The sequence below is a fragment of the Cetobacterium somerae genome (genome assembly GCF_022430525.1).
In the GTDB taxonomy this organism is placed as follows: domain Bacteria; phylum Fusobacteriota; class Fusobacteriia; order Fusobacteriales; family Fusobacteriaceae; genus Cetobacterium_A.
Window position 1 is genome coordinate 1515854 of record NZ_CP092519.1, and the last position, 24860, is coordinate 1540713.

The 24860-nt window shown below is 29.3% G+C and carries 19 protein-coding genes; 5 read left to right on the forward strand and 14 right to left on the reverse strand.

Annotation, left to right across the window (positions count from 1 at the left end):
- Window positions 1-18: 18 nt before the first annotated feature.
- From ileS to ylxM, 6 genes are all read right to left on the reverse strand, one after another.
- Complete coding sequence (gene ileS, locus MKD34_RS06990) at window positions 19-2814, reverse strand: isoleucine--tRNA ligase (RefSeq protein WP_240218847.1); 2796 nt, start codon at window positions 2812-2814, stop codon at window positions 19-21.
- Window positions 2814-5153 carry a sensor histidine kinase gene (locus tag MKD34_RS06995; protein ID WP_240218848.1) on the reverse strand — a complete coding sequence of 780 codons (2340 nt, stop codon included), beginning with the start codon at window positions 5151-5153 and terminating at the stop codon, window positions 2814-2816. Before MKD34_RS06995 ends, ileS begins: the two co-directional genes overlap by 1 nt.
- 3 nt (window positions 5154-5156) lie before the next feature.
- Window positions 5157-7322, reverse strand: a complete 2166-nt coding sequence (locus MKD34_RS07000) for a Tex family protein (RefSeq protein WP_240218849.1) — start codon at window positions 7320-7322, stop codon at window positions 5157-5159.
- A gap of 115 nt (window positions 7323-7437) precedes the next feature.
- Window positions 7438-7701, reverse strand: a complete 264-nt coding sequence (gene rpsP, locus MKD34_RS07005) for a 30S ribosomal protein S16 (RefSeq protein ID WP_023051405.1) — start codon at window positions 7699-7701, stop codon at window positions 7438-7440.
- 66 nt (window positions 7702-7767) lie between these two features.
- Window positions 7768-9111 carry a signal recognition particle protein gene (gene ffh, locus MKD34_RS07010; RefSeq protein WP_240218850.1) on the reverse strand — a complete coding sequence of 448 codons (1344 nt, stop codon included), beginning with the start codon at window positions 9109-9111 and terminating at the stop codon, window positions 7768-7770.
- Between the two features lie 11 nt (window positions 9112-9122).
- Window positions 9123-9434 carry a YlxM family DNA-binding protein gene (ylxM, locus tag MKD34_RS07015; protein ID WP_023051403.1) on the reverse strand — a complete coding sequence of 104 codons (312 nt, stop codon included), beginning with the start codon at window positions 9432-9434 and terminating at the stop codon, window positions 9123-9125.
- Between the two features lie 129 nt (window positions 9435-9563).
- On the opposite strand from ylxM, the gene folE reads away from it, so the two are divergent.
- From folE to folP, 3 genes are read left to right on the forward strand one after another with little or no spacing between them, the layout of a single operon-like run.
- Entirely contained in the window at window positions 9564-10118 is a 555-nt protein-coding gene (gene folE, locus MKD34_RS07020; protein WP_240218851.1) for a GTP cyclohydrolase I FolE, read from the forward strand.
- A 12-nt stretch (window positions 10119-10130) separates the two neighbouring features.
- Complete coding sequence (gene folK, locus MKD34_RS07025) at window positions 10131-10952, forward strand: 2-amino-4-hydroxy-6-hydroxymethyldihydropteridine diphosphokinase (RefSeq protein ID WP_240218852.1); 822 nt, start codon at window positions 10131-10133, stop codon at window positions 10950-10952.
- Between the two features lie 9 nt (window positions 10953-10961).
- The gene (gene folP, locus MKD34_RS07030) at window positions 10962-11789 is read left to right on the forward strand and encodes a dihydropteroate synthase (protein WP_240218853.1); all 828 of its coding nucleotides are present in this window, start codon (window positions 10962-10964) and stop codon (window positions 11787-11789) included.
- 36 nt (window positions 11790-11825) lie between these two features.
- Here the strand turns inward: folP and MKD34_RS07035 are convergent, their stop codons facing one another.
- From MKD34_RS07035 to MKD34_RS07060, 6 genes are all read right to left on the reverse strand, one after another.
- Complete coding sequence (locus tag MKD34_RS07035; RefSeq protein ID WP_240218854.1) at window positions 11826-13295, reverse strand: uridine kinase family protein; 1470 nt, start codon at window positions 13293-13295, stop codon at window positions 11826-11828.
- Window positions 13296-13358: 63 nt separating this feature from the next.
- Entirely contained in the window at window positions 13359-14333 is a 975-nt protein-coding gene (locus tag MKD34_RS07040) for an ABC transporter ATP-binding protein (RefSeq protein WP_240218855.1), read from the reverse strand.
- Window positions 14323-15324: an ABC transporter ATP-binding protein gene (locus tag MKD34_RS07045; protein WP_240218856.1), complete on the reverse strand. Its 1002-nt coding sequence runs from the start codon at window positions 15322-15324 to the stop codon at window positions 14323-14325. The genes MKD34_RS07040 and MKD34_RS07045 overlap by 11 nt, the downstream gene beginning before the upstream one ends.
- A 23-nt stretch (window positions 15325-15347) precedes the next feature.
- Window positions 15348-16220: a nickel transporter permease gene (nikC, locus tag MKD34_RS07050; protein WP_407933863.1), complete on the reverse strand. Its 873-nt coding sequence runs from the start codon at window positions 16218-16220 to the stop codon at window positions 15348-15350.
- Between the two features lie 23 nt (window positions 16221-16243).
- On the reverse strand, window positions 16244-17170 hold the full coding sequence (gene nikB / locus MKD34_RS07055; protein ID WP_240218858.1) for a nickel ABC transporter permease: 927 nt from the start codon (window positions 17168-17170) through the stop codon (window positions 16244-16246).
- 72 nt (window positions 17171-17242) lie between these two features.
- The gene (locus MKD34_RS07060; protein ID WP_240218859.1) at window positions 17243-18745 is read right to left on the reverse strand and encodes a glutathione ABC transporter substrate-binding protein; all 1503 of its coding nucleotides are present in this window, start codon (window positions 18743-18745) and stop codon (window positions 17243-17245) included.
- 236 nt (window positions 18746-18981) lie between these two features.
- On the opposite strand from MKD34_RS07060, the gene MKD34_RS07065 reads away from it, so the two are divergent.
- Window positions 18982-19443 carry a DUF2147 domain-containing protein gene (locus MKD34_RS07065; RefSeq protein ID WP_240218860.1) on the forward strand — a complete coding sequence of 154 codons (462 nt, stop codon included), beginning with the start codon at window positions 18982-18984 and terminating at the stop codon, window positions 19441-19443.
- A 74-nt stretch (window positions 19444-19517) separates the two neighbouring features.
- On the opposite strand, the gene adhE is transcribed toward MKD34_RS07065, so the two are convergent.
- Window positions 19518-22142 (reverse strand): bifunctional acetaldehyde-CoA/alcohol dehydrogenase, encoded by a 2625-nt coding sequence (adhE, locus tag MKD34_RS07070; RefSeq protein WP_240218861.1) that lies wholly within the window; start codon window positions 22140-22142, stop codon window positions 19518-19520.
- 228 nt (window positions 22143-22370) lie between these two features.
- On the opposite strand from adhE, the gene MKD34_RS07075 reads away from it, so the two are divergent.
- On the forward strand, window positions 22371-23840 hold the full coding sequence (locus MKD34_RS07075) for an ATP-dependent helicase (RefSeq protein WP_240218862.1): 1470 nt from the start codon (window positions 22371-22373) through the stop codon (window positions 23838-23840).
- Between the two features lie 9 nt (window positions 23841-23849).
- Here the strand turns inward: MKD34_RS07075 and MKD34_RS07080 are convergent, their stop codons facing one another.
- The gene (locus MKD34_RS07080) at window positions 23850-24839 is read right to left on the reverse strand and encodes a DNA polymerase III subunit delta (RefSeq protein WP_240218863.1); all 990 of its coding nucleotides are present in this window, start codon (window positions 24837-24839) and stop codon (window positions 23850-23852) included.
- Between the last annotated feature and the right edge of the window lie 21 nt (window positions 24840-24860).

Sequence of the window (24860 nt, forward strand, 5' to 3'; positions counted from 1 at the left end):
GCTCACCTCTTTGAATAATTAATCAACTAGTGCTGATGTACATCTTGGACATACTGTTGGATGCTCTGGATTAGTTCCTAACTCTGTCGAGTATTTCCAACATCTTTCACACTTCTCTCCATCTGCATGCTCAACTTTTACAAATAAAGCTTCTTGCTCCTCACCTTTTACAAATGAATCATCTTTTTCATTAGCAATTACTAATTGAGAAACGATAAATACTTCTTCTAAAATCTCTTTGTTATCTTCTAAGAATCTTGCTAATTCTGCATTATCTGCACTTAAAATAACTTTTGCATCTAAAGAGTTTCCTATTATCTTATTTTCACCTTGTCTTGCTAACTCTAATGTTTTATTAACATCTTTTCTTAACTTTACAATCTCTTCCCACTTTGTATCTAATTCATCATTTAAGTATTGATCATTGTTTACATACCAGTCAGTTAATAATACTGACTCAGAATCCTTTAATGATTCTGGTAAAGTTTCCCAAATCTCTTCAGCTGTAAATGATAGTATCGGTGCTACCATTTTAGTTAATGTTACTAAAACTTCTGACATTACTGTCTGTGCTGCTCTTCTTTCTTTAGAATCAGCTTTTTCAGCATATAATCTATCTTTTATTATATCTAAGTAGAATGCTGACATATCAATTCCTGAGAAATAATGAATTTCTTGGAATAAGTTGTAGAACTCATATTTTTCATATGATTCTGTTACTACTCTTTTTAATCTTTCTAACTTATTTAATGCCCACTTATCAATTTCCATTAAGTCCTCATAAGCTACTGCATCTGTTAACGGATTAAAATCTGATGAGTTTCCTAATATATATCTAGCTGTATTTCTTACTCTTCTATAAGCTTCTGCCATTTGTTTTAAAATATTATCAGATATTTTTACATCTTCTCTATAGTCAACTGATGCACACCATAATCTTAGTATATCTGCTCCATAAACTTTGATTATATCTTGAGGAGCCACAACATTTCCTACAGATTTTGACATTTTCTTACCTTCTCCGTCATTTACAAATCCGTGAGTTAATAACATTTTAAATGGTGCATCTCCTGTTGATCCAACCGATGTTAATAGTGATGTTTGGAACCATCCTCTATGTTGATCTGATCCTTCTAAATATAAGTCAGCCGGTCTGTGTAGTCCCTCTCTAGTCTCTAGAACTGATCTATGAGATACTCCTGAGTCAAACCAAACGTCCATTATATTTGTTTCTTTTCTTAATTCTAATCCTTTTAGATTATACTTAACCAGTAGATCTTCTCCAATTAATTCCTCAGCCGAATATTTTACCCAAGCTGCTGATCCTTCTTTTTTAACAAGTTCAATAACTCTATCTAAAATTTCTCTTTCAAATATCTCTTTTCCTGTTGCTTCATTATAGAATACAGGAATTGGTACTCCCCATGTTCTTTGTCTTGAGATACACCAGTCAGGTCTTGTCTCTAACATAGAACCTATTCTATTTCTTCCCCACTCTGGAACAAATTTAACATCATCTAAAGCTCTTAATGCCTTTTCTCTTAAATCTGAACCTTCACATCTTATAAACCATTGCTCAGTTGCTCTAAAGATTACTGGAGTTTTTGATCTCCAGTCATGAGGATAAGAGTGCTCAAACTCTTTATAGCTTAATAAGTGCCCTGTTTCTGTTAAGTGCTCTGCTATAACTTTATTTGCTTTTTTATAGAATAATCCTGCAAACTGCCCAGCTTCCTCTGTTAATACTCCTTTATTATTAATTGGAGAAATGATTGGTAATCCATATCTAACTCCTACAACATAGTCATCTTGACCATGTCCAGGTGCAGTATGTACAACTCCTGTTCCTGCTTCAGCAGTTACATGTGTTCCTAACACTACTTTTCCTGTTCTATCTAAGAATGGATGTTTGTATGTTAAGTTTTCTAAGTCAGCTCCAACAAACTCTTTTATTAGCTCCATTTCTTTTATTCCCATGTCACTAAATGCCTTATCTGCTAAAACTTTTGCTAAAATTAGATTTCCTTTTTCCGTTTTATATATTCCGTACTCAAACTCTCCATTTAAAGCAATTCCTGTATTTGCAGGTAAAGTCCATGGAGTAGTTGTCCAAATAACTAGATATAATGGTTCTGTCATTTCTAACTTATCCATAATCTCTTTGTTTGCTTCCATCTTTACATAAATAGATGGCGAAACATGATTTTTATACTCAATTTCAGCTTCTGCTAAAGCTGTTTCTGTTACTGGCGACCAGTAAATTGGCTTTAATCCTTTAAAAATATATCCATTTTCATAAAGCTCACCAAATACTTCCAATTGCTTTGCTTCATACTCAGGATTTAAAGTTAAGTATGGCTTATCCCACTCTCCTAAAACTCCTAATCTTTGGAATCCTTCTTTTTGAATTTCTACCCATTTTTTAGCATACTCTGTACACTTCTCTCTGATTTCAAGAGGTGACATTTCTTTCATTTTTGCACCTAATTCCTCACTTACCTTTAATTCTATCGGTAATCCATGAGTATCCCATCCCGGAACGTAAGGCACTGTGTATCCAGATAATCTTTTATACTTTAAAATTATATCTTTTAATATTTTATTTAAAGCATGACCTATATGGATTCCACCGTTTGCGTATGGAGGTCCATCGTGAAGTATAAATGTTTTACTTCCCTTTTGTAATCCCTTTTCATAAATTTTTTCATCTTCCCACTTTTTTAAGATGTTTGGTTCCTTCGTTGGTAAGTTTGCCCTCATTTGGAAACTTGTTTTCGGAAGGTTCAACGTTTTCCCGTAATCTTTTTCTTCCATTAGACTTCCTCCTTATATGCATTTAAAGTTATTTTTACTTCAGTACTATTCCCCTCTTCTGAAAAATGTTTTATTACTCCACCATGGTCTTTTATCACCTTATGGACGAAAAACAATCCTAACCCTAAGGTTTGAGGAGAATAACTTATAAATGGTTCATAGATGTCTTCTAATTGCTTAGCTGACATGCCAATACCATTATCAATAATTTTCAATTCTATTTTTTCATTGATTTTTCGTTTAGAAAGAATTATATCTATTCTTCTATTGTTTTGTTTATCTAAGAGAGCGTTACATGCATTATCTATAAGCTCTTTTATTACTTTTTTTAACTTTCTTCTACTACCCAAGACACTTCCAGTTGTAGCATTAAAAAATGAAATTGAAATATTTTCACTTTTAAATTTTTGACTATACTCTGCAATTGTCTCATTTATTATTTTATCTAAACTAACACGCTCATATCTATCTTCAGCTTCTTCAGAATAAATTTTCAATGATTCATTATCCTCTTTAATTCTTGCTAGATATGGCTTTATAGTTGTTAATTCCTCTATTATTTTTTCTCCTGGATTTTCTGAATCTACACATTTTAATAATTTTTCAACAACTTCTCCTCTTAACCTTAAAAATCTTGTAGCTAACTTTTCTATAGTTAGTACTCTTTCACTTTCTAAGGTATCTAAAATTGTTTCTTTATTATTTATTCCAATTGAAAAATTCATTGAAAGTAGATTTAGCAATTCTAATTCTTCTTGATTAATCCTAATATCTTTCGCATAATTATCTACTACAACTACACCCGAAAATTTTCCAGCTCCATGTATTGGAAAAATAAAGAAATTTTTTAACCCAATAGCTTTTAATACATCATTTCCTAAATCATACTTATATCCAGCATCATTTTTATAAATTATCTTTTGTTCTTTAAAAGATTTTGCTAATAAATTATCATTATTTACAGGAACTTTTGCAAATAGAACTAATTCTTTTAAATTTTTCAATTGAAACTTAAAACCTTTTTTGCTTTCTTCTTTCAAACTACGATTTATAGCAACTTCTTCACCAATCAAGTAATCATTTTCTCTACTATATCTAAAATACATTGCTCTACTATATCCAAGTCCAACTTCTGAGGTGAATCCAGAAACTAGCTTTTTTATAGTCTTAAACGTATCTTGTTCTATGTTCATTCCCATTAGAAGTTTATCTATAGCTTCAATTCTTTCAATATTTCTAACTAACTCTTTATTTTGAATAGTTAAATCTTCTTGAGCAATATTTAATTTTTCAATCATTTCTTTAAAAGAAATTGATAGTGTTCTTATTTCTCCTTGCCCAATCACTTTTATATCTTCAACTTTTTCACCTTTTGAAATTTGATCAGCTAAATCTGCTATTTGAGTAAGAGGCATCAATAATTTTCTGAATACCTTACTTGAAACAGTTGAGCTAATAATCATTATTAAAAGGACTAAAACTCCTATATAAATAGATGTCATTAGTTTCTCTTCAGTTAATCTTTCTTTTGATAAAGAGAGTATAAAACTTCCTAAATAACTATCATTATAACCTATTAAATTATAAATTCCAACATAATATGATAAACCATTGATTTTTTTATTCAAATAATAGTTTTTATAATCTTTTCTTAAAATCTCTTTATACGTTCTATTTGAAAAGAAAAACTTAGCTTGAAGCTCATCTTTATCAGGACTATTAGTCACAAAATATACTCTATCTTTAGAACTTAGCTCTAATCCGTCTGTTAAAGAAGTTAAAAAATCTCTATTTATAGGAATTGAAACTACTAAATAGTAAGTTGTTGTTTCATTTCCATAAGGAATAACTACTCTTCCATAAATTTTATTGTCTACCTGTGCTAAATAATACCCTGTTTCTTCAAATTCTTTTTTGTTAGATGTTTCTAATAAAATATGAATATTATCTTCATTTAGTGTTCCTAAATTTCCTTTATTTCCATATTCTCCTAATAACTCACCATCAGAAGATAAAATTGTTACTACAGAATTATAATAATTTCTAAAATCTTCTTTTAATAAATTATATTTTAGCATTTCTGCTATTTCTTGATTCCCTTCACTGATTCTATATTTTCCAATTTCTTTATAAACATCATTTCTAATCTCTCCAAAATAAGACTTATAATTTCCCATAAGAAGGTTCATCTTATTTTTAGTTGTATCTTCAATTCTCTGCTCCATATCTTGGAAAGATGTCAGAATTACAACAATAGCAATTAAAATTGATGTTAAAAATATCGCTATATCATTATAAAAAATTATTTTTATTAACAAGGAATCTTTTCTTATTCTCATCCCTTAAAGCCCCTTTTTAGTTAAGCCTACTCTTTCCCTCGCTCTATCTATATCCTTTATTTTAACTTTTATGATTTGACCCACTGAAAGAACTTTACTTGGATCATCTATAAACTTATCTGATATTTCTGAGATGTGAAGTAATGCATCATTTTTTAATCCTATATCTATAAAAGCACCAAACTTAATTACATTTCTTACTGTACCTTCTAATTCCATACCTGGTTGAAGATTATCTATATTTAATATGTCTGATTTCAAAAGTGGTTTTTGGATGCTATCTCTGGGATCTCTTCTTTCTTTAACTAATGCTTCATAGATATCTTTTACCGTTTCATATCCATAGTTATTTTTTAGAGCAAAATTTTTATAGTCAAATCCATTTAAAATTTCTTTAGCTTTAACTAAATTCTTTCCGTACTCTTTTAAAGAAAGGTTAACAGATGATAATATTTCTTCCGCAATTTTATAAGACTCTGGATGTATTATTGTATTATCTAAAGTATTTTCACCATCAAGAATAATTAAGAAACCAGCCATTTGCTCGTAAGCTTTAGCTCCTAAGCCTTTAACTTTTAATAATTCTTTTCTATTCTTAAAGTTCCCATTCTCTTTTCTATAATCTACAATATTTTTTGCAACGCTTTTCTTAATTCCAGAAACATATGAAAGTAGTGCCCATGAAGCTGTATTTACATTTACTCCGACATTATTTACCACTAACTCTATAACTTCTGTAAGAGATTGATCTAATCTTTTTTGATTAACATCATGTTGGTACATACCTACTCCAATAGATTTCGGATCAATTTTTACTAACTCTGCTAGAGGATCTTGAATTCTTCTTCCTATTGAAATAGCTCCTCTAACTGTTACATCTAAATCAGGAAATTCTTCAACTGCTATTTTAGAAGCTGAGTAAATCGATGCTCCTGCCTCATTCCCAATTAGATATTTCACATCACTATCTATAGTTTTTAAAACTTTAGCTACAAAACTTTCTGTCTCCCTTGAAGCAGTTCCATTTCCAATAACAATTATATCTATGTTATATTTTTTTATGAAATCTCTCATTTTTCTTTCAGCATCTTTTAGCTGATTTTCATGATGCATTTCTTTTACTAAATAAAACACTGTATTTTCTCTAAAAAATCCATTTTTATCTATAACTGCCACTTTACATCCTGTTCTATAACCAGGATCCAAAGCTAATATATTTTTTTCATGAAGTGGCGGTTGCATTAGAAGATTTTTTAAATTCTCTTTAAATACTATAATAGCCTCATCTTCTGCTTTTTCTGTTAGAATATTTCTAACTTCTCTTTCAATAGAAGGTAAAATCAATCTATCTAAAGCATCAACTATAATTTCTTTGTGTAAAAAGTTTAACTCTTTATTTTTAAAATCTTTTAATAAGTATCTTTCTACACTATCTCTATCTTTTTCTTCAAAATTTAAAGAAACTGTTAATACTCCCTCATTTTCTCCTCTATTTAAAGCTAAAATTCTGTGAGATAAAGCTTTTTTTACAGGTTCAGTATATTCATAATAATCTTTATATATCTGTTTCGTATCAAGCTCTTCTGCTTTTTTACTTTTCTTGGCAATTATAATAGCTTTTTTCAGCATATCTTCTCTTAATCTCTCTCTATACTCTAATGTCTCTGAAAGATTTTGAGCTACAATTAATTTTGCTCCTTCAATAGCTTTTTCTACACTTTCTACCTCTTCATTTATGAATGCTAAACTTTCTTTCTCAAGTTCATCTAAAGCTTTTAATTGATAAATTTTTTCAGCTAAAGGTTCTAATCCTTGTTCTTTTGCTACATCTGCTTTTGTTTTTCTTTTTTTCTTATAAGGAAAATATAAATCTTCAACCATCTGAAGTTTTTCAGCTAAAAGTATTTGATTTTTTAACTCATCTGTTAACTTTCCTTGTTCTTCGATTAATCTAATAACCTCTTCTTTTCTTATTTCTAAGTTTCTTAAGTAAGTTATTAATTCTGATATTTTTAAAATATTTGTTTCATCTAAATTCTCAGTAACTTCTTTTCTATATCTTGCTATAAATGGTACTGTTGACCCTTCATCTAAAAGTTTTATTGTATTTGCAACTTGTTCAACTTTTAATCCCATTTCTTTTGCAATTCTATTAAAGAGTGTATCCATTAATCCATCTCCTTTTCATAGTTGAATTTACCTTGTATTATACCACATTTTAATAATCAATGTCTAACACAAACAGAAAAAAAAGGTGCCTTTACAGGCACCTAAATTCTTACAATTAGTTTTTCTTTGCAGCTTCGAACTTTGCCCAAACTCCAGCTTTGTCTAATAATGACTTAACTGTTCTTGTAGGTTGCGCTCCGTTCATAAGGAACTTTACAATTTCCTCTTCTTTAAGAGTTACTTTTCCTTCTTCTAATGGATAGTAGTTTCCTAAGTAAGCTACTGCTTTTCCATCTCTTCTTGATAAAGCTTCCATTGCAGCTATTCTGTATACAGGTCTCTTTTTGCTTCCCATTCTAGTTAATCTTAATTTTAACATCTAAAATCACTTCTCCTTTTATATTTCTATTTTTTTATTTTTGGTATTGCCTCTATTTTTCTCTATTTAAAATGGAAACTTCATTCCACCTTTTCTTCCACCCATTCCAGGAAGTTGTGGGAACTTTCCAGTTGAGAACATTTTCATCATTTCTCTCATCTGTTCAAATTGTTTCAGTAGCTTATTTATGTCAGCAACTTCTGTTCCACTACCTTTTGCAATTCTTAGCTTACGACTAGCTTTTAATATTTCAGGTTTTTTTCTTTCCTCTCTAGTCATTGATTGAATAATAGCCTCAACTTTTTTCATCTCTTTTTCAGCTGGTGCTAAATCCCCAATTTGTCCCATACCAGGAATCATTTTTAATATGTTTCCTAGAGAACCTAATTTTTTTATATTTTGTAATTGCTTTAAGAAATCATCTAAATCAAACTTTTGAGTTCTAATTTTCTCCTCAAGAGATTTAGCATCCTCTTCACCAATTGCTTCTTGCGCCTTCTCAACTAAAGAAACTACATCTCCCATTCCAAGAATTCTTGAAGCTAATCTTTCGGGATGGAACAACTCTAAATCATCAAGTTTTTCTCCCATTCCTACAAATTTAATAGGCTTTCCAACTACAGATTTAACAGATAAAGCTGCTCCACCTCTAGTATCCCCATCAAATTTTGTAAGTACAACTCCATCAATACTTAATGCATTATTAAATGACTGAGCAAGATTTACTGCATCTTGTCCTATCATCGCATCAACTACTAGCAGAATTTCTTGAGGTCTCACAACTTTTTTAACCTCTTTTAACTCTTCCATTAATTTTTCATCTATATGTAATCTTCCAGCAGTATCTATAATTAAATATGTTGCTCCAGCTTCTTTTGCTTTTTCTAAACCTCTTTCACAAATTCCAACAGCATCATTACTTCCAAGTTCAAAGTAAACATCAACACCAACTTGTTGTGCTAAAACCTCCAATTGCTTCATAGCAGCAGGTCTATAAATGTCCGCTCCTATTAAGTATGGCTTTTCACCTTGTTTTTTTAAGTATTTTGCTAATTTACCTGCAAAAGTTGTTTTTCCAGCACCTTGAAGTCCCGCAAGCATTACTACTGTAGGATTTTTAGCACTTTTTGTAAGTCTAGAGTTTGTACCACCTAATAACTCTACCAACTCATCATTTACTATTTTTATAAATTGCTGCCCTGGATTAATTCCAGTTAAAACTTCAGCTCCAATAGCTTTTTCTTGAATCTTTGCAACAAAATCTTTAACAACTTTGTAGTTTACATCGGCCTCTAGTAAAGACATTCTAACTTCACGTAAAGCCTCTTTTATATTACTTTCGCTTAGTTTTCCATGACCTCTTACTTTTTTCATTATGTCTTGGAATCTATTTCCTAAATTTTCTAACATGGCCACCCCTACTAAAAGTTTTTTTCGATTATTTCATCCAGTTTTTTAATTGTGAAATCTTTTTTCAGCTCTTTTAACTGTGATAGTAATTCTAAATCTCTTTTATGAAATCCTATCTTTTCTTCATAATCTCTCAAAATTTTTATTCCTCTTCTTATGTTATCATAGACAGCTTGTCTACTTACATTATACTTCTTTCCAATCTCTGTAAGAGATAGGTCTTCCTCGAAGTGCTCTAACAAATATTCTTTTTGTCTATCACTTAAAAGATTTCTATAATAGTCAAGCAGAATAGAGACTTCTAACATCTCATTCAATTCCATAATATCACCAACATATTATATCTATATTTATATTTTTTGTCAAGCATTTTTTCTTTACAAAACTTTAAGTTTTTTACCTTTAGTATTCTGTGATATAATTAATTTATATCAAACTTTCGAGGTGATCTAATGAACTTAAAAACACATATTAAAAATATAATTCTTGAAATAAACAACGACAATAACTTAATCTCTGATGAAGTTATTGAAAACACACCTGAACGAATTGAAACTTTTTATAAAGAGATTTTTTCAGGTCTTCTTTTAAATCCTTATGACTTTTTAAAAAGAACATTTCCAATACAAAATAATGACTTAATCATCGAAAAAAATATATCTTTTTATTCAATGTGTGAACATCATTTTTTACCTTTTTTTGGTAAAATTTCCATTGGATATATTCCTAATAACAAAATTGTCGGTTTTGGAGATATTATAAAAGTTATTGAAGCTTATTGTAAAAGACCACAGTTACAAGAAAGACTTTGCGACGAAATTGCCGAAACAATCTATAAGGGACTTGAATGCCAAGGAGTATACATTTTAATAGAAGCCGAACATATGTGTATGACTATGAGGGGAGTAAAATCTATTGGTACTAAAGTTACTACAACATCATCAAAAGGTATTTTCAACACTAACAATAGTTTAAAAACAGAATTTTTAACTTTAGTTAAAAATTAGAGGGAGAATTTTATGGATAAAATATATATTAAAAATTTAGAATTTATAGGAAATCACGGAGTTTTTGCTGAAGAAAAATTTTTACAACAAAAATTTATTATTTCTATTGAAATGGAAACTTGTACTAGAAAAGCTGGTGTTAATGATGATTTAAACCATTCTACACACTATGGATTCGTTTCTGATGATGTAGAAAAAGTTTTCTTTTCAAAATCATTCGACTTAATTGAAGCTCTTGCTGAAGCAATTGCTAGAGAGATTCTTATAAAATATTCTCTTATTAAAAACGTTACCGTTAAAATAAAAAAACCTTGGGCTCCTATTAAAAAGCATTTTGATTATGTCGCAGTTGAAATTTCACGTTCTAGAAATATCTCATACCTTTCTATAGGTACAAATATTGGAGATTTAAAATTTAATTTAGATACTGCTATCTCTCATATATCAAACCTTGAAAATACTCAAGTAATTAAGGTCAGCAATTTCTTAGAAACCGAACCTTTTGGTGACGTTATACAAGATAACTTTTTAAATGCTTGCCTTAAAATTGAAACTCTTTTTACTCCAGAAGAACTTTTGGAAAAGCTTCTTGACATCGAAATTATAATGGGAAGAGTACGTGAAATAAAATGGGGACCTAGAGTTATTGATATCGATATCTTACTTTTTAACAATCTAATTGTTGAAGAGGAAAATTTAGCTATCCCTCACCCTTGGATGTGTGAGCGTTCATTTGTTCTAGATCCATTAAACGAAATCGCTCCAAATGTTATTCATCCTTTAGAAAATAAATATATTTCAACATTAAAAAGAATACTTGATAAATCTTTATAGGAGGTTATTATGATTTTTTCATCTCAAGGTAAAACTTTTATTTTAAATAAAGAAACTCTAATTATGGGGATTTTAAATGTTACTCCTGATTCATTTTCTGATGGTGGAAAATTTAATTCTGTTGATTTAGCTTTCGAACATGCCAAAACTTTAGTTGCTCAAGGAGCTCACATCATTGATATAGGCGGACAATCAACTCGACCTGGACATGAAGAGGTTGATTTAACAACTGAAATAAATAGAGTTATTCCAATTATAAAAAAAATATCAAAAGAATTAGATTGCGTTATATCTATTGATACTTACAGAGCTGAAGTTGCTGAAGCAGCAATTAAAGCTGGCGCTCATATTATAAACGATGTTTGGGGCCTTCAAAAAGACAATGGCGAAATGGCTCAAATTGCTGCAAAGTATAATTGTGTTGTCATTGCTATGCATAATCAAAATTCAAAAATTTATGAAGAAGATATCATTCTTTCTATGAAAAAATTTTTTAAAAAAACTTTTGAAATCGCAGAAAAAAATGGACTTAATCCAAATAAAATTATAATCGATCCTGGAATTGGATTTGGAAAAGGTTATGATGAAAATATTGAAGTTTTAAATCGTTTAAAAGAGCTTAATTTTATAGCTCCTATTTTATTAGGTGTTTCTAAAAAAGGTTTCATAGGAAAAGATTTAAATCTTAATCCTAACGATAGAATTGAGGGAACTATTGCTGTTAATACATTAGGCATTCTCAATGGAGCAAAAATAATTCGTGTTCATAATGTTTTAGAGCATAAAAAAGCTTTATCCATTATTGATAAAATTATTTATTATTCTAAAAGTAATTAAACTTAGGAGAGCCTCATCGCTCTCCTAACAATTTATTTAATAATTATAAAAATAACTTCCGCCTATAAACTCTTTTAATATAGATTCATCTGGTACATATCTATCTGAAATTGTTGTAAAATAACTTAATAATCTTAAAAGTTTTCTAGCTTCATCATAGTGTGGACTACTCATCTTTATTTTAATTAACTCTCTCTCTACAGCTGGTTTTAAAACACCTATTTCATAAGCCAAACTTGTATCAAATATAACATCAGCATTCTCTTGATATGGAAATATATTTTTACTTTCTCCTTTTCTAACTCTACTCCACATCTCTAAAGTTTCTTCTGCATCAAAATTTCTTGAAATACTATCTCTAACTATTCTTCTCATTTTTCTTACAATACTAGTTTTTATTCTATTATGGGCATCTATATTCAATTGAGTTAAACAACTAATATAAATTTTAAAAATGTGACTTTGAGAAATCCCTTCAATCAAACTATTATTTAAACCATGTATTCCCTCTAGAATTATAATTGTATTTTTAGATATTTTTACTATTTCCCCTTTTTCTTTTCTTTGACCACTTGTAAAGTCATACTTTGGAATCTCTACTTCTCTTTCAAGCATTAAATCTCTCAAGTTTTTATTTAAAAGTTCTATATCAAGAGCTTTTATTGTTTCAAAATCCTTTTTTCCATTTTCGTCAATAGGAATTTGATCTCTATTTACATAATAATCATCTAAAGATATCATTAATGGTCTTATTTCTGAAGCCATTAAATGTAATTTTAACCTGTTACTAAAAGTTGTTTTTCCTGATGAGCTTGGACCAGCTATTGTAACTATTTTTATCTCTCTATCCTCTAATATCTTTTCAGTTATATTAGTTATTTTTTTATCATGAAGAGTTTCATTAACTCTAATTAACTCTATTATATCTCCTTGTAAATTAATTCTATTTAAACTTCCAACGCAAGATACTTCCATTATGTCATTCCATTTAGAACTTTCTTTATATACTTTAGCTAATTTTATATCATCTATCATCGGCGGAATTTGTATAACCCCATTTATCTCTTTAGGAGTTTTAAAGATAAATCCTTCATCATATGAATACAACTCAAACATATCTACATATTTAGTATTATCATACAATTCTTCTATAAAATACGTTCTATAATTATCCAATTCATATACAAAAAAAGATATTATTCCTGTCGTTTCTAAAAGTTCTTTTAAGTCTTCTCTAATATTTTCCAAATGTTTTTGTGTTACTTCTTCCGAACTAAATTGAATTTTTTTAATCATTTTTTTCTTCGCTACTATTTCATTCATTCTAGTTTCTATTTTTTTTATCTCTTCTTCTGTAACATAATTTTTTCCACTTATTGTTACATAAACTCCATTATTTAAAGAATTTCTAAATATGACTTGAAATGATGGGTAAATATCATTAATTGCTTTTAATAAGACTAATTTTGAAGTCAAATGATATTTTCTACTTTTAAATTTTTCCATAAAATTCCTCCTTTATAAAAATAACTCTAAATTAGTATTTAATCTAATTTAGAGTTATCCTTTTTATTCTTCTATTTTTTTCTCTTCTTTTCCTATTAAGTGACATGCATAAAAATGTCCTGGTGATATTTCTCTTAAAATTGGTGTTGAATTACCACACTCTGGAACTGCCATACTACATCTTTTTCTAAATCTGCATCCTACTCCTGGATTAACTGGTGATGTTATCTCACCCTTCAATCTTTCTCGACTCATTTTATGTCTTATGCTCGGAATCGGAATTGCTGATAATAAAGCTTTTGTATATGGATGTACTGGATTTTTAAACAACTCTTTTGCTGGAGCTTTTTCTACGAGTTCTCCTAAATACATTACTGCTATATCATCAGAAAAATGTTTTACTACTGATAAATCATGAGTTATAAACATATACGTTAGGCCAAACTCTTCTTGTAAGTCTTTCATAAGATTCAATACTTGAGCTTGAATAGAAACATCTAAGGCGGAAACTGGTTCATCACAAACTATAAATTTTGGATTTAGTGCTAACGCTCTGGCTATACCAATTCTTTGTCTTCTTCCACCATCTAGTTCATGAGGATATGTGTTTGTCAATCTTTCACTAAGTCCTACTGTTTCCATCAACTTAGCTACTTTTTCTTGTAACTCCTCTTTATTTTTACATTTTTTATGAATTATTAATGGTTCTGCTATTATTTCACTTATAGTCATTCTTGGATTTAAAGAAGCATATGGATCTTGGAAAATAATTTGCATCTCTTCTCTTAATTTAACCATTTCTGCTTTCCCATAGTCTCTTATATTTTTGCCTTCAAAAATTATTTCTCCATCAGTTGCTTCAAGAAGTCTTAAAACTACTCTTCCTGTAGTAGACTTTCCACATCCTGATTCTCCAACAACCCCTAAAGTTTTTCCCCTTTCTATTGAAAAAGTAACTCCATCTACAGCATGTAAAAGTCCTTTTGGAGTATTAAAGTATTTTTTTAAGTTTCTTACTTCTAGTATTTTATCTGCCATTTCTTCCCTCCTGTAGCTCCGGTACATTTATTACCCCTTCGTAAGCTAAACATTTTACTTTATGTCCATTTTCAATAGTTGTTCTTGGATTTCTTTTTGAACATTCCTCTTGTGCATATGGACATCTAGGATGGAATCTACATCCAGATGGTAAATCTGTAGGATCTGGCATCAATCCTTTTATAGGTTTTAATCTAGTTACATCCTCATCTAAACTAGGTATTGAATCAAATAATCCATGTGTATACGGGTGTTTCGGTTTTTCAAATATATCATATAGTGTTCCTGATTCAATAATTTCTCCTGCATACATTATTGCTACTTTATCACATACTTGTGCAACTACTCCCAAATCATGAGTTATTAACAACATTGATGTTTTTAATTTTTCTTTTAAATCATTCATTAAATCTAAAACTTGAGCTTGTATTGTTACATCTAAAGCTGTTGTAGGTTCATCTGCAATCAATAATTTAGGATTACACGCTAAGGCTATCGCTATTACAACTCTTTGCTTCATTCCACCTGAAAATTGATGTGGATAATCATTTAATCTATTTCCTGGAATTCCAACTAATTCTAACATTTCGCTTGCTTTTTCCATTGCATCCTTCGTTGATAATTTTTCATGAATTTGTATTACTTCTGCAATTTGATCTCCTACAGTCAATACTGGATTTAAAGATGTCATTGGATCTTGGAAAATCATACTTATCTGTCTTCCTCTTATAGCTCTCATATCTTCTTCTGAAATAGTTAACAAATTTCTTCCTTGGAAATTAATCTCACCAGATATAATTTTTCCAGGTGGATTTGGAACTAATCTCATTATTCCTAATGCCGTAGTTGTTTTCCCAGCACCAGTTTCTCCTACTAGTCCTAGTGTTTCTCCCTCTCCTAACTCTATTTCTAAATCTGTTACTGCCATAACCTTTTCATCATTTGCTTCATAATTTATAGATAAATTTTTTATATTTAATAATTTTTCCATTTACGTCCATCTCCCCACTGTAATTATTGTTTTAATCTTGGATCTAATGCATCTCTTAGACCATCCCCTAAAAGATTTAAAGATAATATTGTTATCATTATTGATACACCTGGGAATGTTGTTACCCACCACGCATATCTAAGATATTGTCTCCCTCCAGATAACATTGATCCCCATTCAGGAGCAGGGGGTTGAATTCCTAATCCAATAAAACTTAGTCCTGCAGTTGATAATATAGCACCTGCAACACCTAATGTTCCTTGTACAATTACTGGTGCTAGTGAATTTGGAATAATATGTCTGCATATTATTCTTGCATCATTTGCTCCTATTGCTCTTGCCGCTTCAATAAACTCTTGATCTCTTATTGATAATACTGAAGCTCTTACTATTCTAGCATATCTTGGAATAGATGATATACTTACTGCAATCATTAAATTTAAAAGATTTGGACCTAATGCTGATACTATAGCTATTGCTAGAAGTATGCTTGGTACAGCTAAAAATATATCCATTATTCTCATAATTATATTATCTAGTTTCCCACCATAATATCCTGCTACAGCTCCTAAAAATCCACCAATAGCTATGGCTATACCTACTGCTAATATACCAACTTTTAAAGATACTCTAGCACCGTGAACTAATCTAGCAAATATATCTCTTCCAAACTCATCAGTTCCTAGCCAATGTTGTGCTGAAGGTGGTTTTAATCTCATTCTTAAATTTTGTTTAATTACAACTTGATCGTAATTTGCAATTTGATCTGCAAATATTGCAAGCAATACTATTATCACTATTATTACTAAACCTAATAGGGCCATCTTATTTCTTTTTAAATTTTTCCATAATTCTGCCCATTGGCTTCTTTTTTTCCCCACATTTTCATTTTTTATAGTAGCCACTTTTATTCACCCCTTTATTTGTATTGCGATTTTATTCTTGGATCTACATAAGCGTATAATATATCTACTGCTAGATTTACAACACTAAATGTTACTGCCAAGAATATTACTGATGCCAAAACCGTTGGCGTGTCTTTTTGTCTAATGGCATCTACCATCATTCTTCCTACACCTGGCCACGAATAAACTGACTCTGTTAAAACAGCTCCACCTAAAAGCCCTCCAAATTGTAACCCTACTACTGTTATAACTGGAATTAGCGCATTTTTTAAAGCATGTTTATTTATAACAACTTTTTCTGCTACCCCTTTAGCTCTCGCCGTTCTTATGTAATCCTGTCTTATAACTTCCAACATAGAAGAACGAGTCATACGAGTAATTATGGCTGCTGATCCCACTCCTAAAGTTATTGATGGAAGTATCAAACTTTTTAATCCATCAAATCCTCCAGAAGGTAACCATCTTAAATTAACTGAGAACGTCAAAATTAACATTAATCCAAGCCAAAAAACAGGCATTGATACTCCTAGCAAAGCTCCAATCATACTAACACTGTCAATTAATGTATATTGTTTCGTTGCCGATATAATCCCTAGTGGGATTCCAATGCAAACAGCTATAATTATTCCTAAAACTGCTAATATTAATGTATTCGGAAATCTTGAAAAAATCTCTCCAAACACTTCTCTTCCTGTCGTATAAGATTGTCCAAAATTTCCTACTACTGCATTTTTTACAAATCTTAAATATTGAACAATAAAAGGGTCATTTAATCCCATTTCTAATCTTAATTGTGCTACGGCTTCTTTAGGAGCACTTTCTCCTAGGATAAGCTGAGCTGGATCTCCTGGTGTAAATGACATTATTGTAAACACTAAGAATGAAACTCCTAGTAATACAGGTATTAACAATAGTATTCTTTTTACTATATATTTGTACATTGTGTAGCCCCCTTTATTTGCTTTATACTAGAAAGGAAACCATTTAGGTTTCCTTTCTAAAATTTAAATATTTTATTTTGTCTTATAAGTTCCATAAACTTTATGGTGTCCTGCAGGATGCATTTTAAATCCTTGGACAGTTTTTTGCTCTCCTACATTTTGTGTTGGATAAACTAATGTTAATACTGGAACTTCCTCTTGTACTATATCTTGAATTTCATAGTAGTAAGTTTTTCTCTCTTCTGGATTAACACTACTTCTTCCTTTTACTAATAATTCGTCAACTTTTGGATTTGAATAGAACGATCTATTACCAGCTCCACCTTTGTTTGCTGAGTTAAATAGTGGATCTAATCCGTAGTCAGCATCTCCTGTTACAGAAACCCATCCTAGTATATATAAATCATGATCTCCTCTTGCTGTCCCGTCTAAAAATGCTCCCCACTCAAGAGTTTCAATTGTTACATCAATTCCAACTTGCTTTAATTGATCTTGGGCAATAACAGCTATATCTCTTCTAATTGGATTATCATTTATCCATAATTTTAATTTTAACCCTTTATCATATCCAGCTTCTTTTAATAATTCTTTTGCTTTCTCTGGATTGTATTCATATGATTTTGCATTAGGATTATAACCAAAAACTTTTGGTCCTATTGATGAATTAGCAGTTTGAGCTGATCCTTGATACACTGCATCTGCTATATCTTGAGTATTTAAAGCATATGCTATTGCTTGTCTTACTTTTTTATCTTTTAAAGAATCTTTCTGCATATTAAATCCTAAATATGTTGTTGATAAAGACGGCTCTTCAATTAATTCTAATCTATCATTATCTTTAACCATATTTTTATCTACCGGATCAATATCAAAAGCTATATCTACTTCACCTGTTTCTAATCCTATTGTTCTATTTGTCCCCTCAACAATACTTCTAAAGATAACCTTATCTGTTGGAGCTTTTCCTAAATAATAATCTGGATTAACCTCTAATGTTATTCTATCTCCTGCTTGCCAATTGACAAACTTATATGGTCCTGTTCCCACTGGATGTTGTCCATAAGCTCCACCAGCTTTCTCTACAGCTTCTTTATTTAAAATTCCTGAAGCATTATGTGATAGATGACTTAGTAACGGACCAAAAGGAGTTGTTGTTTTAATTCTTACAGTATAATCATCTACAACTTCCACAGAATCAACTGCCTTTATTATATGCGACACTTGAGGTGACGCTTTCATTCTATCTAAAGAAAATTTAACATCATTTGCTGTTAACTCTTTTCCATTATGAAATTTTACACCTTTTCTTAATTTAAACTCTGTTGTTTTATCATCAACTTGAGTCCAACTTTCAGCTAAACCTGGAACTATATTCATATTAGTATCTTGTTTTACTAAAGTATCATAAATTTGTCCTGATACTTTTGCTGATGGTGCATCGTTTGTTGCATGTATATCTAATGTTTTAGCATCTGCTCCATTAGCTATAACTAGGGTATTTTTGTCAGCTCTCGCCTCTAAATTTAATCCTAAAAAAATTGCTAAAGTACTTAATAAAAGTATTTTTTTCTTCATTTTTCCCCCCTGCATTTCTATTTTATTTTTCAATAATTTAATATTGTTAATAAAATATAACCTTTTATATCGTACAAATCAAATTTATTTAATGAATACGTTCTATTTAAAAAATAAATTTTTTTTATTATTACCAAAAAAAGAAAAAATATTTTTATTTTGTTCTTTTTTTCAGTATTGATTTATTTAATTACACCTGTTATAATATTAACAATAAATATTTTGGAGGAATAATAATGAAGAAATTTTTTTTGTTAATTACACTTATTTTTAGTACATTAGCTTTCTCAAAAGAAGATGATATTCAAGGAAAGTGGATTACTGAAAAAGCTAAAAATGGAAATCAAATTATAGTTGAATTTCAAAAAATAAATAATAAATACTATGGTGAGATTATTCAGCTAACTATCCCAATTTATGAGAAAGGTCATAACCTAGAAGGAAAAACTAAAATAGATTTAGCAAATCCCGATGAAAAACTAAAAACAAGACCATTAGTTGGTATACATTTCGTTAGTGATTTCACATACAATCCTGAAAAAGATCGTTTTGAAAATGGATTTATTTACAATCCTGAAAATGGAAAAACTTACTACTGTTCAATTTCTTTTAAAGATACAAATACCATTATAGTAAAAGGAAGTCTTGATAAATCAGGCTTTATAGGATCTAAACAAATATGGTCAAAAATTAAATAATTATAAATAAAACCTCCTAAATATTTAGGAGGTTTTATTTTCTATATGACTAAATTTAATTAAGGTGGCTAATTTTATTTTGCTTTTTTCTCTGATTTTTCTTCGCTTTTCTTTTGCATAGCTAAGTATTTTTCTGGACCATAATAAGCTCTTAAGTACATCTCTTTTAAATCACTCATTAATGGATATCTTGGGTTTGCTCCAGTACATTGGTCATCAAAAGCATCTTCAACCATTTGATCCAATTTAGATAAGAACTCCTGCTCTGAAATTCCATATTCTGCTATTGTTGATTTTATTCCAATTTCAGTTTTTAATTCTGATATTTTCTTTCTTAATATTTTAGCTTTCTCTTCTGGAGTTTCATTTCCTTTTGTAAATCCTAAGTAATCAGCTAATTTTGCATAACACTCTTTTGCATGTGGATATTTATATTGTGCAAATCCTGCCATTTTAAACGGTCTATCTGTCGCATTAAATCTAATTACTTCATCAAGTAATAATGCATTTGCTACTCCATGTGGTAAGTGGAATGCTGCTCCTAACTTATGAGCCATTGAGTGACATATTCCTAGGAATGCATTTGAGAATGCCATTCCAGCCATACAAGATGCATTTGCCATCTTTTCTTTAGCCTTTACTGCTAACGCTCCTCCTTTAACTGATTCAGGAAGATATTTAAATGTTAATCTAGTCGCTTCTAATGCTAATGGATTAGTAAATTCAGATGCCATTATTGATACATATGCCTCAATAGCGTGAGTTACTACATCTATTCCTGATGCTGCTGTTAAACCAGCTGGCATTGATAACATCAATTGTGGATCTACTACTGCTACATTAGGTGTAATTTCGTAGTCAGCTAACGGATATTTTACTCCTGTCGTATCATCTGTTATAACCGCAAATGGAGTTACTTCTGATCCTGTTCCTGCTGAAGTTGCAACTGCCCAGAACTCTGCCTTTTCTCCCATTTTAGGGAATTTAACTATTCTTTTTCTAATATCCATAAATGTCATAGCTAAATCTTTAAAGTTTACTTTTGGATGCTCATACATAACCCACATAATTTTAGCCGCGTCCATTGCTGAACCTCCACCTAAAGCTATGATTACATCTGGGTTATAGTTTCTCATTAATTCTGCACCTTTTTCAACTACACTTAAAGTTGGATCCGCTTGTACATCTGAGAATACTCTAAAATCTACTCCGATATTTTCTAAAACTGTTGTTATATGATCTGTATATCCTAAAGAAGCTAATTGTTGATCTGTTACAATTACAGCTTTTTTCTTTCCTTTTAATTCTTCTAAAGCCACTGGAAGAGAACCGAATTTGAAGTATACTCTTTCAGGAATTCTAAACCATAGCATATTTTCTCTCCTTTTAGCAACTGTCTTTATGTTTATTAAGTGCTTAACTCCAACGTTTTCAGAGACAGCGTTTCCTCCCCATGATCCACATCCAAGTGTTAACGATGGTGCTAGTTTAAAGTTAAATACATCTCCTATAGCTCCTTGAGCTGCTGGCATATTAATTAATGTTCTTCCTGTTTTCATTGTTTTTCCAAATAAATCAATTTTATCTTTTGCAACTAATTCATCTGCATATAAAACTGATGTATGTCCCATTCCACCAAGCTCTATTAATCTATCAGCTTTCTTTAAAGCATCTTCAAAATTCTTAGCTTTATACATAGCTAATACTGGTGATAATTTCTCATGTGAAAACGCTTCTTCTAATTCAACTGACTCAACTTCTCCTATAATAACTTTTGTATTTTCAGGAACAGTTACTCCAGCCATTTGAGCTATTTTGTAAGCAGATTGTCCTACAATATCTCCATTTAAATGTCCATCTATTACTATTGTTTTTCTTACTTTATCTACTTCGTCGCCTTTTAATATATAGGCATTTCTTGCTGTAAACTCTTCTTTTACTTTATCGTAAATTGAAGTTGGAATTATTACTGCTTGCTCAGAAGCACAGATAACTCCGTTATCAAAAGTTTTTGATAATAAAATTGAGTTTACTGCCATTTTTATGTGTGCTGTTTCATCTATTATTACTGGTGTATTTCCAGCTCCTACTCCAATTGCAGGTGTTCCTGATGAATAAGCAGCCTTAACCATTCCTGGTCCTCCAGTTGCTAATATTAAATCTGCCATTTTCATAAGATCATTAGATGCTTGAACTGATGGCTCAGCAATCCATCCAATTATATCTTTTGGAGCTCCAGCTTTTACTGCTGCTTCTAAAACTATTTTAGCTGCCTCTATTGTTGCATTTTTTGCTCTTGGGTGTGGAGAAAAAATAATTCCATTTCTTGTTTTTAAAGCTAATAATGCTTTAAATATTGCTGTTGATGTTGGGTTAGTAGTTGGAACTATTCCAGCTATAACTCCAATTGGTTCAGCTATTTTTTCAACTCCATAAGCTGCGTCAACTTCTATTGTTCCACAAGTTTTTGTATCCTTGTATGAGTTATATATATATTCTGAAGCAAAGTGATTTTTTATAACTTTATCTTCAACAATTCCCATTCCAGTTTCTTCAACTGCCATTTTAGCTAATTTTATTCTAGCATTATTTGCAGCTAATGAAGCTTCTCTAAAAATTTCATCTACTTGTTCTTGAGTAAATTTAGAATATTCTTTTTGTGCTAATCTTACTTTTTCTATTGTATTTATTAGTGTCATAAACATCACTCCTGTGTGAATTTTTATTTTTATAATGCTAGTATACTTGTGTTTTAGTGTTTTTTAAAATTTTTTTTCGATAATTTTTCTAATTTTTAACCATCAATTTTTGATCATTTTTATTTTTTAGACTCATTATTCAAATTTTTGTTACTTTTATTAGATTTTTTTACTTTATTGAGGTATATTCTATTAAGCTTTATTTTTGTAGGGGAGATGATAACTTTTATGAAAGAAAACTATTTAAAAAATATATCTTTAAAAAATTTAGATTTATCTGATAATTTCAAAAATTTTTTAATCAATAATTTAAATTTTGATCAATTAATAGCCGTAATAAATTTTAATGGCCATTTTTTAGTTATAGCAGGAGCAGGTTCTGGAAAGACAAGAACCATTATATATAGAGCTCTTCTTTTAATTGAACTTAAAATACCTTCTAAAAACATTTTAATTCTAACTTTTACTAGAAAAGCTATTAATGAAATAAAAATAAGAATCAGTTCTTTTTTACCTAATTCAAATATTTATATTGAAACTTTTCATTCTTTAGCATATAAATATTTAAAAAAATATAGTCAAAATAAATGTTTTAAAATTCTTACTACAGATGATGCTTTAGTTTTAGCTAAAAAAACTCTTCTTTATGACAATATTTTAAAAATTTTTTCTAAAGATATTTTAATAAAAATTATCTCTTTAACCTCTTCCTCTATTTTAAAAGAATATTATTTTAAAAAACTAGATGAAAAATCTAAAACTTTAATTATAAATTTTTTAAATAATTTTGAATTATTAAAAAAAACAGAAAATTTCTATTCTTTTAATGATCTACTTATTCAATTTTATAAACTATTAAGCCTAAATTTAATTACTACCGATTTTCAATATATTATGGTTGACGAATATCAAGATACTGATAATTTACAAGTTCATATTTTAAAATTACTAGCTAAAAATTCTAATCTCATGGTTGTTGGGGATGACTATCAAAGTATTTATGGTTTTAAAGGAACTTCCATGGAAAATATTCTAAATTTTTCTAATGAATTTCCCAATGTTAAAACTATTATTTTAAAAGAAAACTATCGAAGTACCAATCCTATTTTACATTTATCTAATGAATTTTCTAAAAAATTAAAATATTGTTTTAGAAAATCACTTATAACTAAAGATAGCTCTTTAAAAAAACCTAATCTAAATATTTTTAAAAATCATTTTAATGAAATTTCATTTATTTTTGATAAAATCAAATATATCTTAGAGTTGAATCCAACTGCTACGATTGGAATTCTTTTTAGAAACTTTATTTACATGGAAGAGTTTATCAAATTCTTTGAATCTTCTAATATTAAATTTAATATTGCTTCTAATCCGTTTTTAGAAAATATTTTTAAACATAAATTTCATAATACAAATATAACTCTCTCATTTTTAACCATACATAGCTCTAAAGGATTAGAATGGGATTATGTATTTATTCCTCTTCTTTTAGAAGGTATCATTCCAAGCTCAATAGGTGATGCTCTTAATCTAGAGGAAGAAAAAAGACTTTTTTATGTAGCTTTAACTCGAGCTAAAAAAGAACTCTTTTTGTCTTATCCTTTATCTTTTTATAGTGACTTTGGATTATTTAAAACTCCATCTCAATTTATAGAAAATATTGATTCTAGCTTTTTTAATATAAAAAGAGGATAGTTTAAAAAACTACCCTCTTTTAAAATCAATTATAAACTTTTCTATACCTATATTTTCTTCTATTCCACCATTTTTTATTAAAAATTCAATTTTCAATAATTTTTCTATTTTTTTTAATAAAAACTGTTCATTAAATAAAGACATATATTTCAATTTTAAAAAAATAGGATATTCTCTAATGTATCCTCTATTATTCTTAAAATATTTTTTTAACTTTTCATATGTATTTCCTTTAAAGTCATTATATGAAATATTTTCTCTCAATTCTCCAATTTTCTTTAAATTCACTAATTTCAGTGCCAAATTTAACTCTTCTGAAATTAAATACAAAAATAACATATATTCTTTACTTTTTTTTAAATAATCTAGTAATACTTCCATATTATCTTCAATCATAAAATCTTCAACTAATTTTTTTAAATTGTACTCGTCACTTATTGATAAAATAGGTAAAACTTTTTCTAATATAAATGTTTTTCCATTTAAAAAACTCTTTATCTTTTCAACTTCATTTTTCACTTTAAAAAAATCATCACCTAAAACTTCTGATAATTTTTCAGATTCATATTCAGATATTTCTAATTCTTTTTCTATAAAAAAATCTATTCCTTTTTTTTCTAAAGCTTTCCTTGCTATAATTGTCTTTCCTAACTTTTCCGCATTTGTCAAAACTTTTTTTCCAACTTCATTTATTGCTTTTCCATAATCATTTAACTCTTCTTCGTAAACAACTACAACCTCTTTTTTTGTTAAATCATACTCTCCAACTATTTTTAATAATTGATCTAATTTTTTACTTTTTTCAGCTCTTTTTAAAACTATTAATTCTTTTGGAGCAAACATAGAGTTTATTGAAATACTTTCTAAAAAATTATCTTCCTCATTTTGAGAAGCATCATAGACTTTCATTGGAATACTAGGATTTGACTTTTTTATTTTTTCCATTAACTCTTCATATTTTAACGGAAGTGGAGTGTCCCCATAAACAAAATAAAACATATCTGTCTCCCTTTTCTTTTT

Coding starts and splice junctions, on each gene's coding strand:
- ileS (WP_240218847.1), bottom strand. CDS start 2,814: ATGGAAGAAAAAGATTACGGGAAAACGTTGAACCTTCCGAAAACAAGT.
- MKD34_RS06995 (WP_240218848.1), bottom strand. CDS start 5,153: ATGAGAATAAGAAAAGATTCCTTGTTAATAAAAATAATTTTTTATAAT.
- MKD34_RS07000 (WP_240218849.1), bottom strand. CDS start 7,322: ATGGATACACTCTTTAATAGAATTGCAAAAGAAATGGGATTAAAAGTT.
- rpsP (WP_023051405.1), bottom strand. CDS start 7,701: ATGTTAAAATTAAGATTAACTAGAATGGGAAGCAAAAAGAGACCTGTA.
- ffh (WP_240218850.1), bottom strand. CDS start 9,111: ATGTTAGAAAATTTAGGAAATAGATTCCAAGACATAATGAAAAAAGTA.
- ylxM (WP_023051403.1), bottom strand. CDS start 9,434: ATGGAATTGAATGAGATGTTAGAAGTCTCTATTCTGCTTGACTATTAT.
- folE (WP_240218851.1), top strand. CDS start 9,564: ATGAACTTAAAAACACATATTAAAAATATAATTCTTGAAATAAACAAC.
- folK (WP_240218852.1), top strand. CDS start 10,131: ATGGATAAAATATATATTAAAAATTTAGAATTTATAGGAAATCACGGA.
- folP (WP_240218853.1), top strand. CDS start 10,962: ATGATTTTTTCATCTCAAGGTAAAACTTTTATTTTAAATAAAGAAACT.
- MKD34_RS07035 (WP_240218854.1), bottom strand. CDS start 13,295: ATGGAAAAATTTAAAAGTAGAAAATATCATTTGACTTCAAAATTAGTC.
- MKD34_RS07040 (WP_240218855.1), bottom strand. CDS start 14,333: ATGGCAGATAAAATACTAGAAGTAAGAAACTTAAAAAAATACTTTAAT.
- MKD34_RS07045 (WP_240218856.1), bottom strand. CDS start 15,324: ATGGAAAAATTATTAAATATAAAAAATTTATCTATAAATTATGAAGCA.
- nikB (WP_240218858.1), bottom strand. CDS start 17,170: ATGTACAAATATATAGTAAAAAGAATACTATTGTTAATACCTGTATTA.
- MKD34_RS07060 (WP_240218859.1), bottom strand. CDS start 18,745: ATGAAGAAAAAAATACTTTTATTAAGTACTTTAGCAATTTTTTTAGGA.
- MKD34_RS07065 (WP_240218860.1), top strand. CDS start 18,982: ATGAAGAAATTTTTTTTGTTAATTACACTTATTTTTAGTACATTAGCT.
- adhE (WP_240218861.1), bottom strand. CDS start 22,142: ATGACACTAATAAATACAATAGAAAAAGTAAGATTAGCACAAAAAGAA.
- MKD34_RS07075 (WP_240218862.1), top strand. CDS start 22,371: ATGAAAGAAAACTATTTAAAAAATATATCTTTAAAAAATTTAGATTTA.
- MKD34_RS07080 (WP_240218863.1), bottom strand. CDS start 24,839: ATGTTTTATTTTGTTTATGGGGACACTCCACTTCCGTTAAAATATGAA.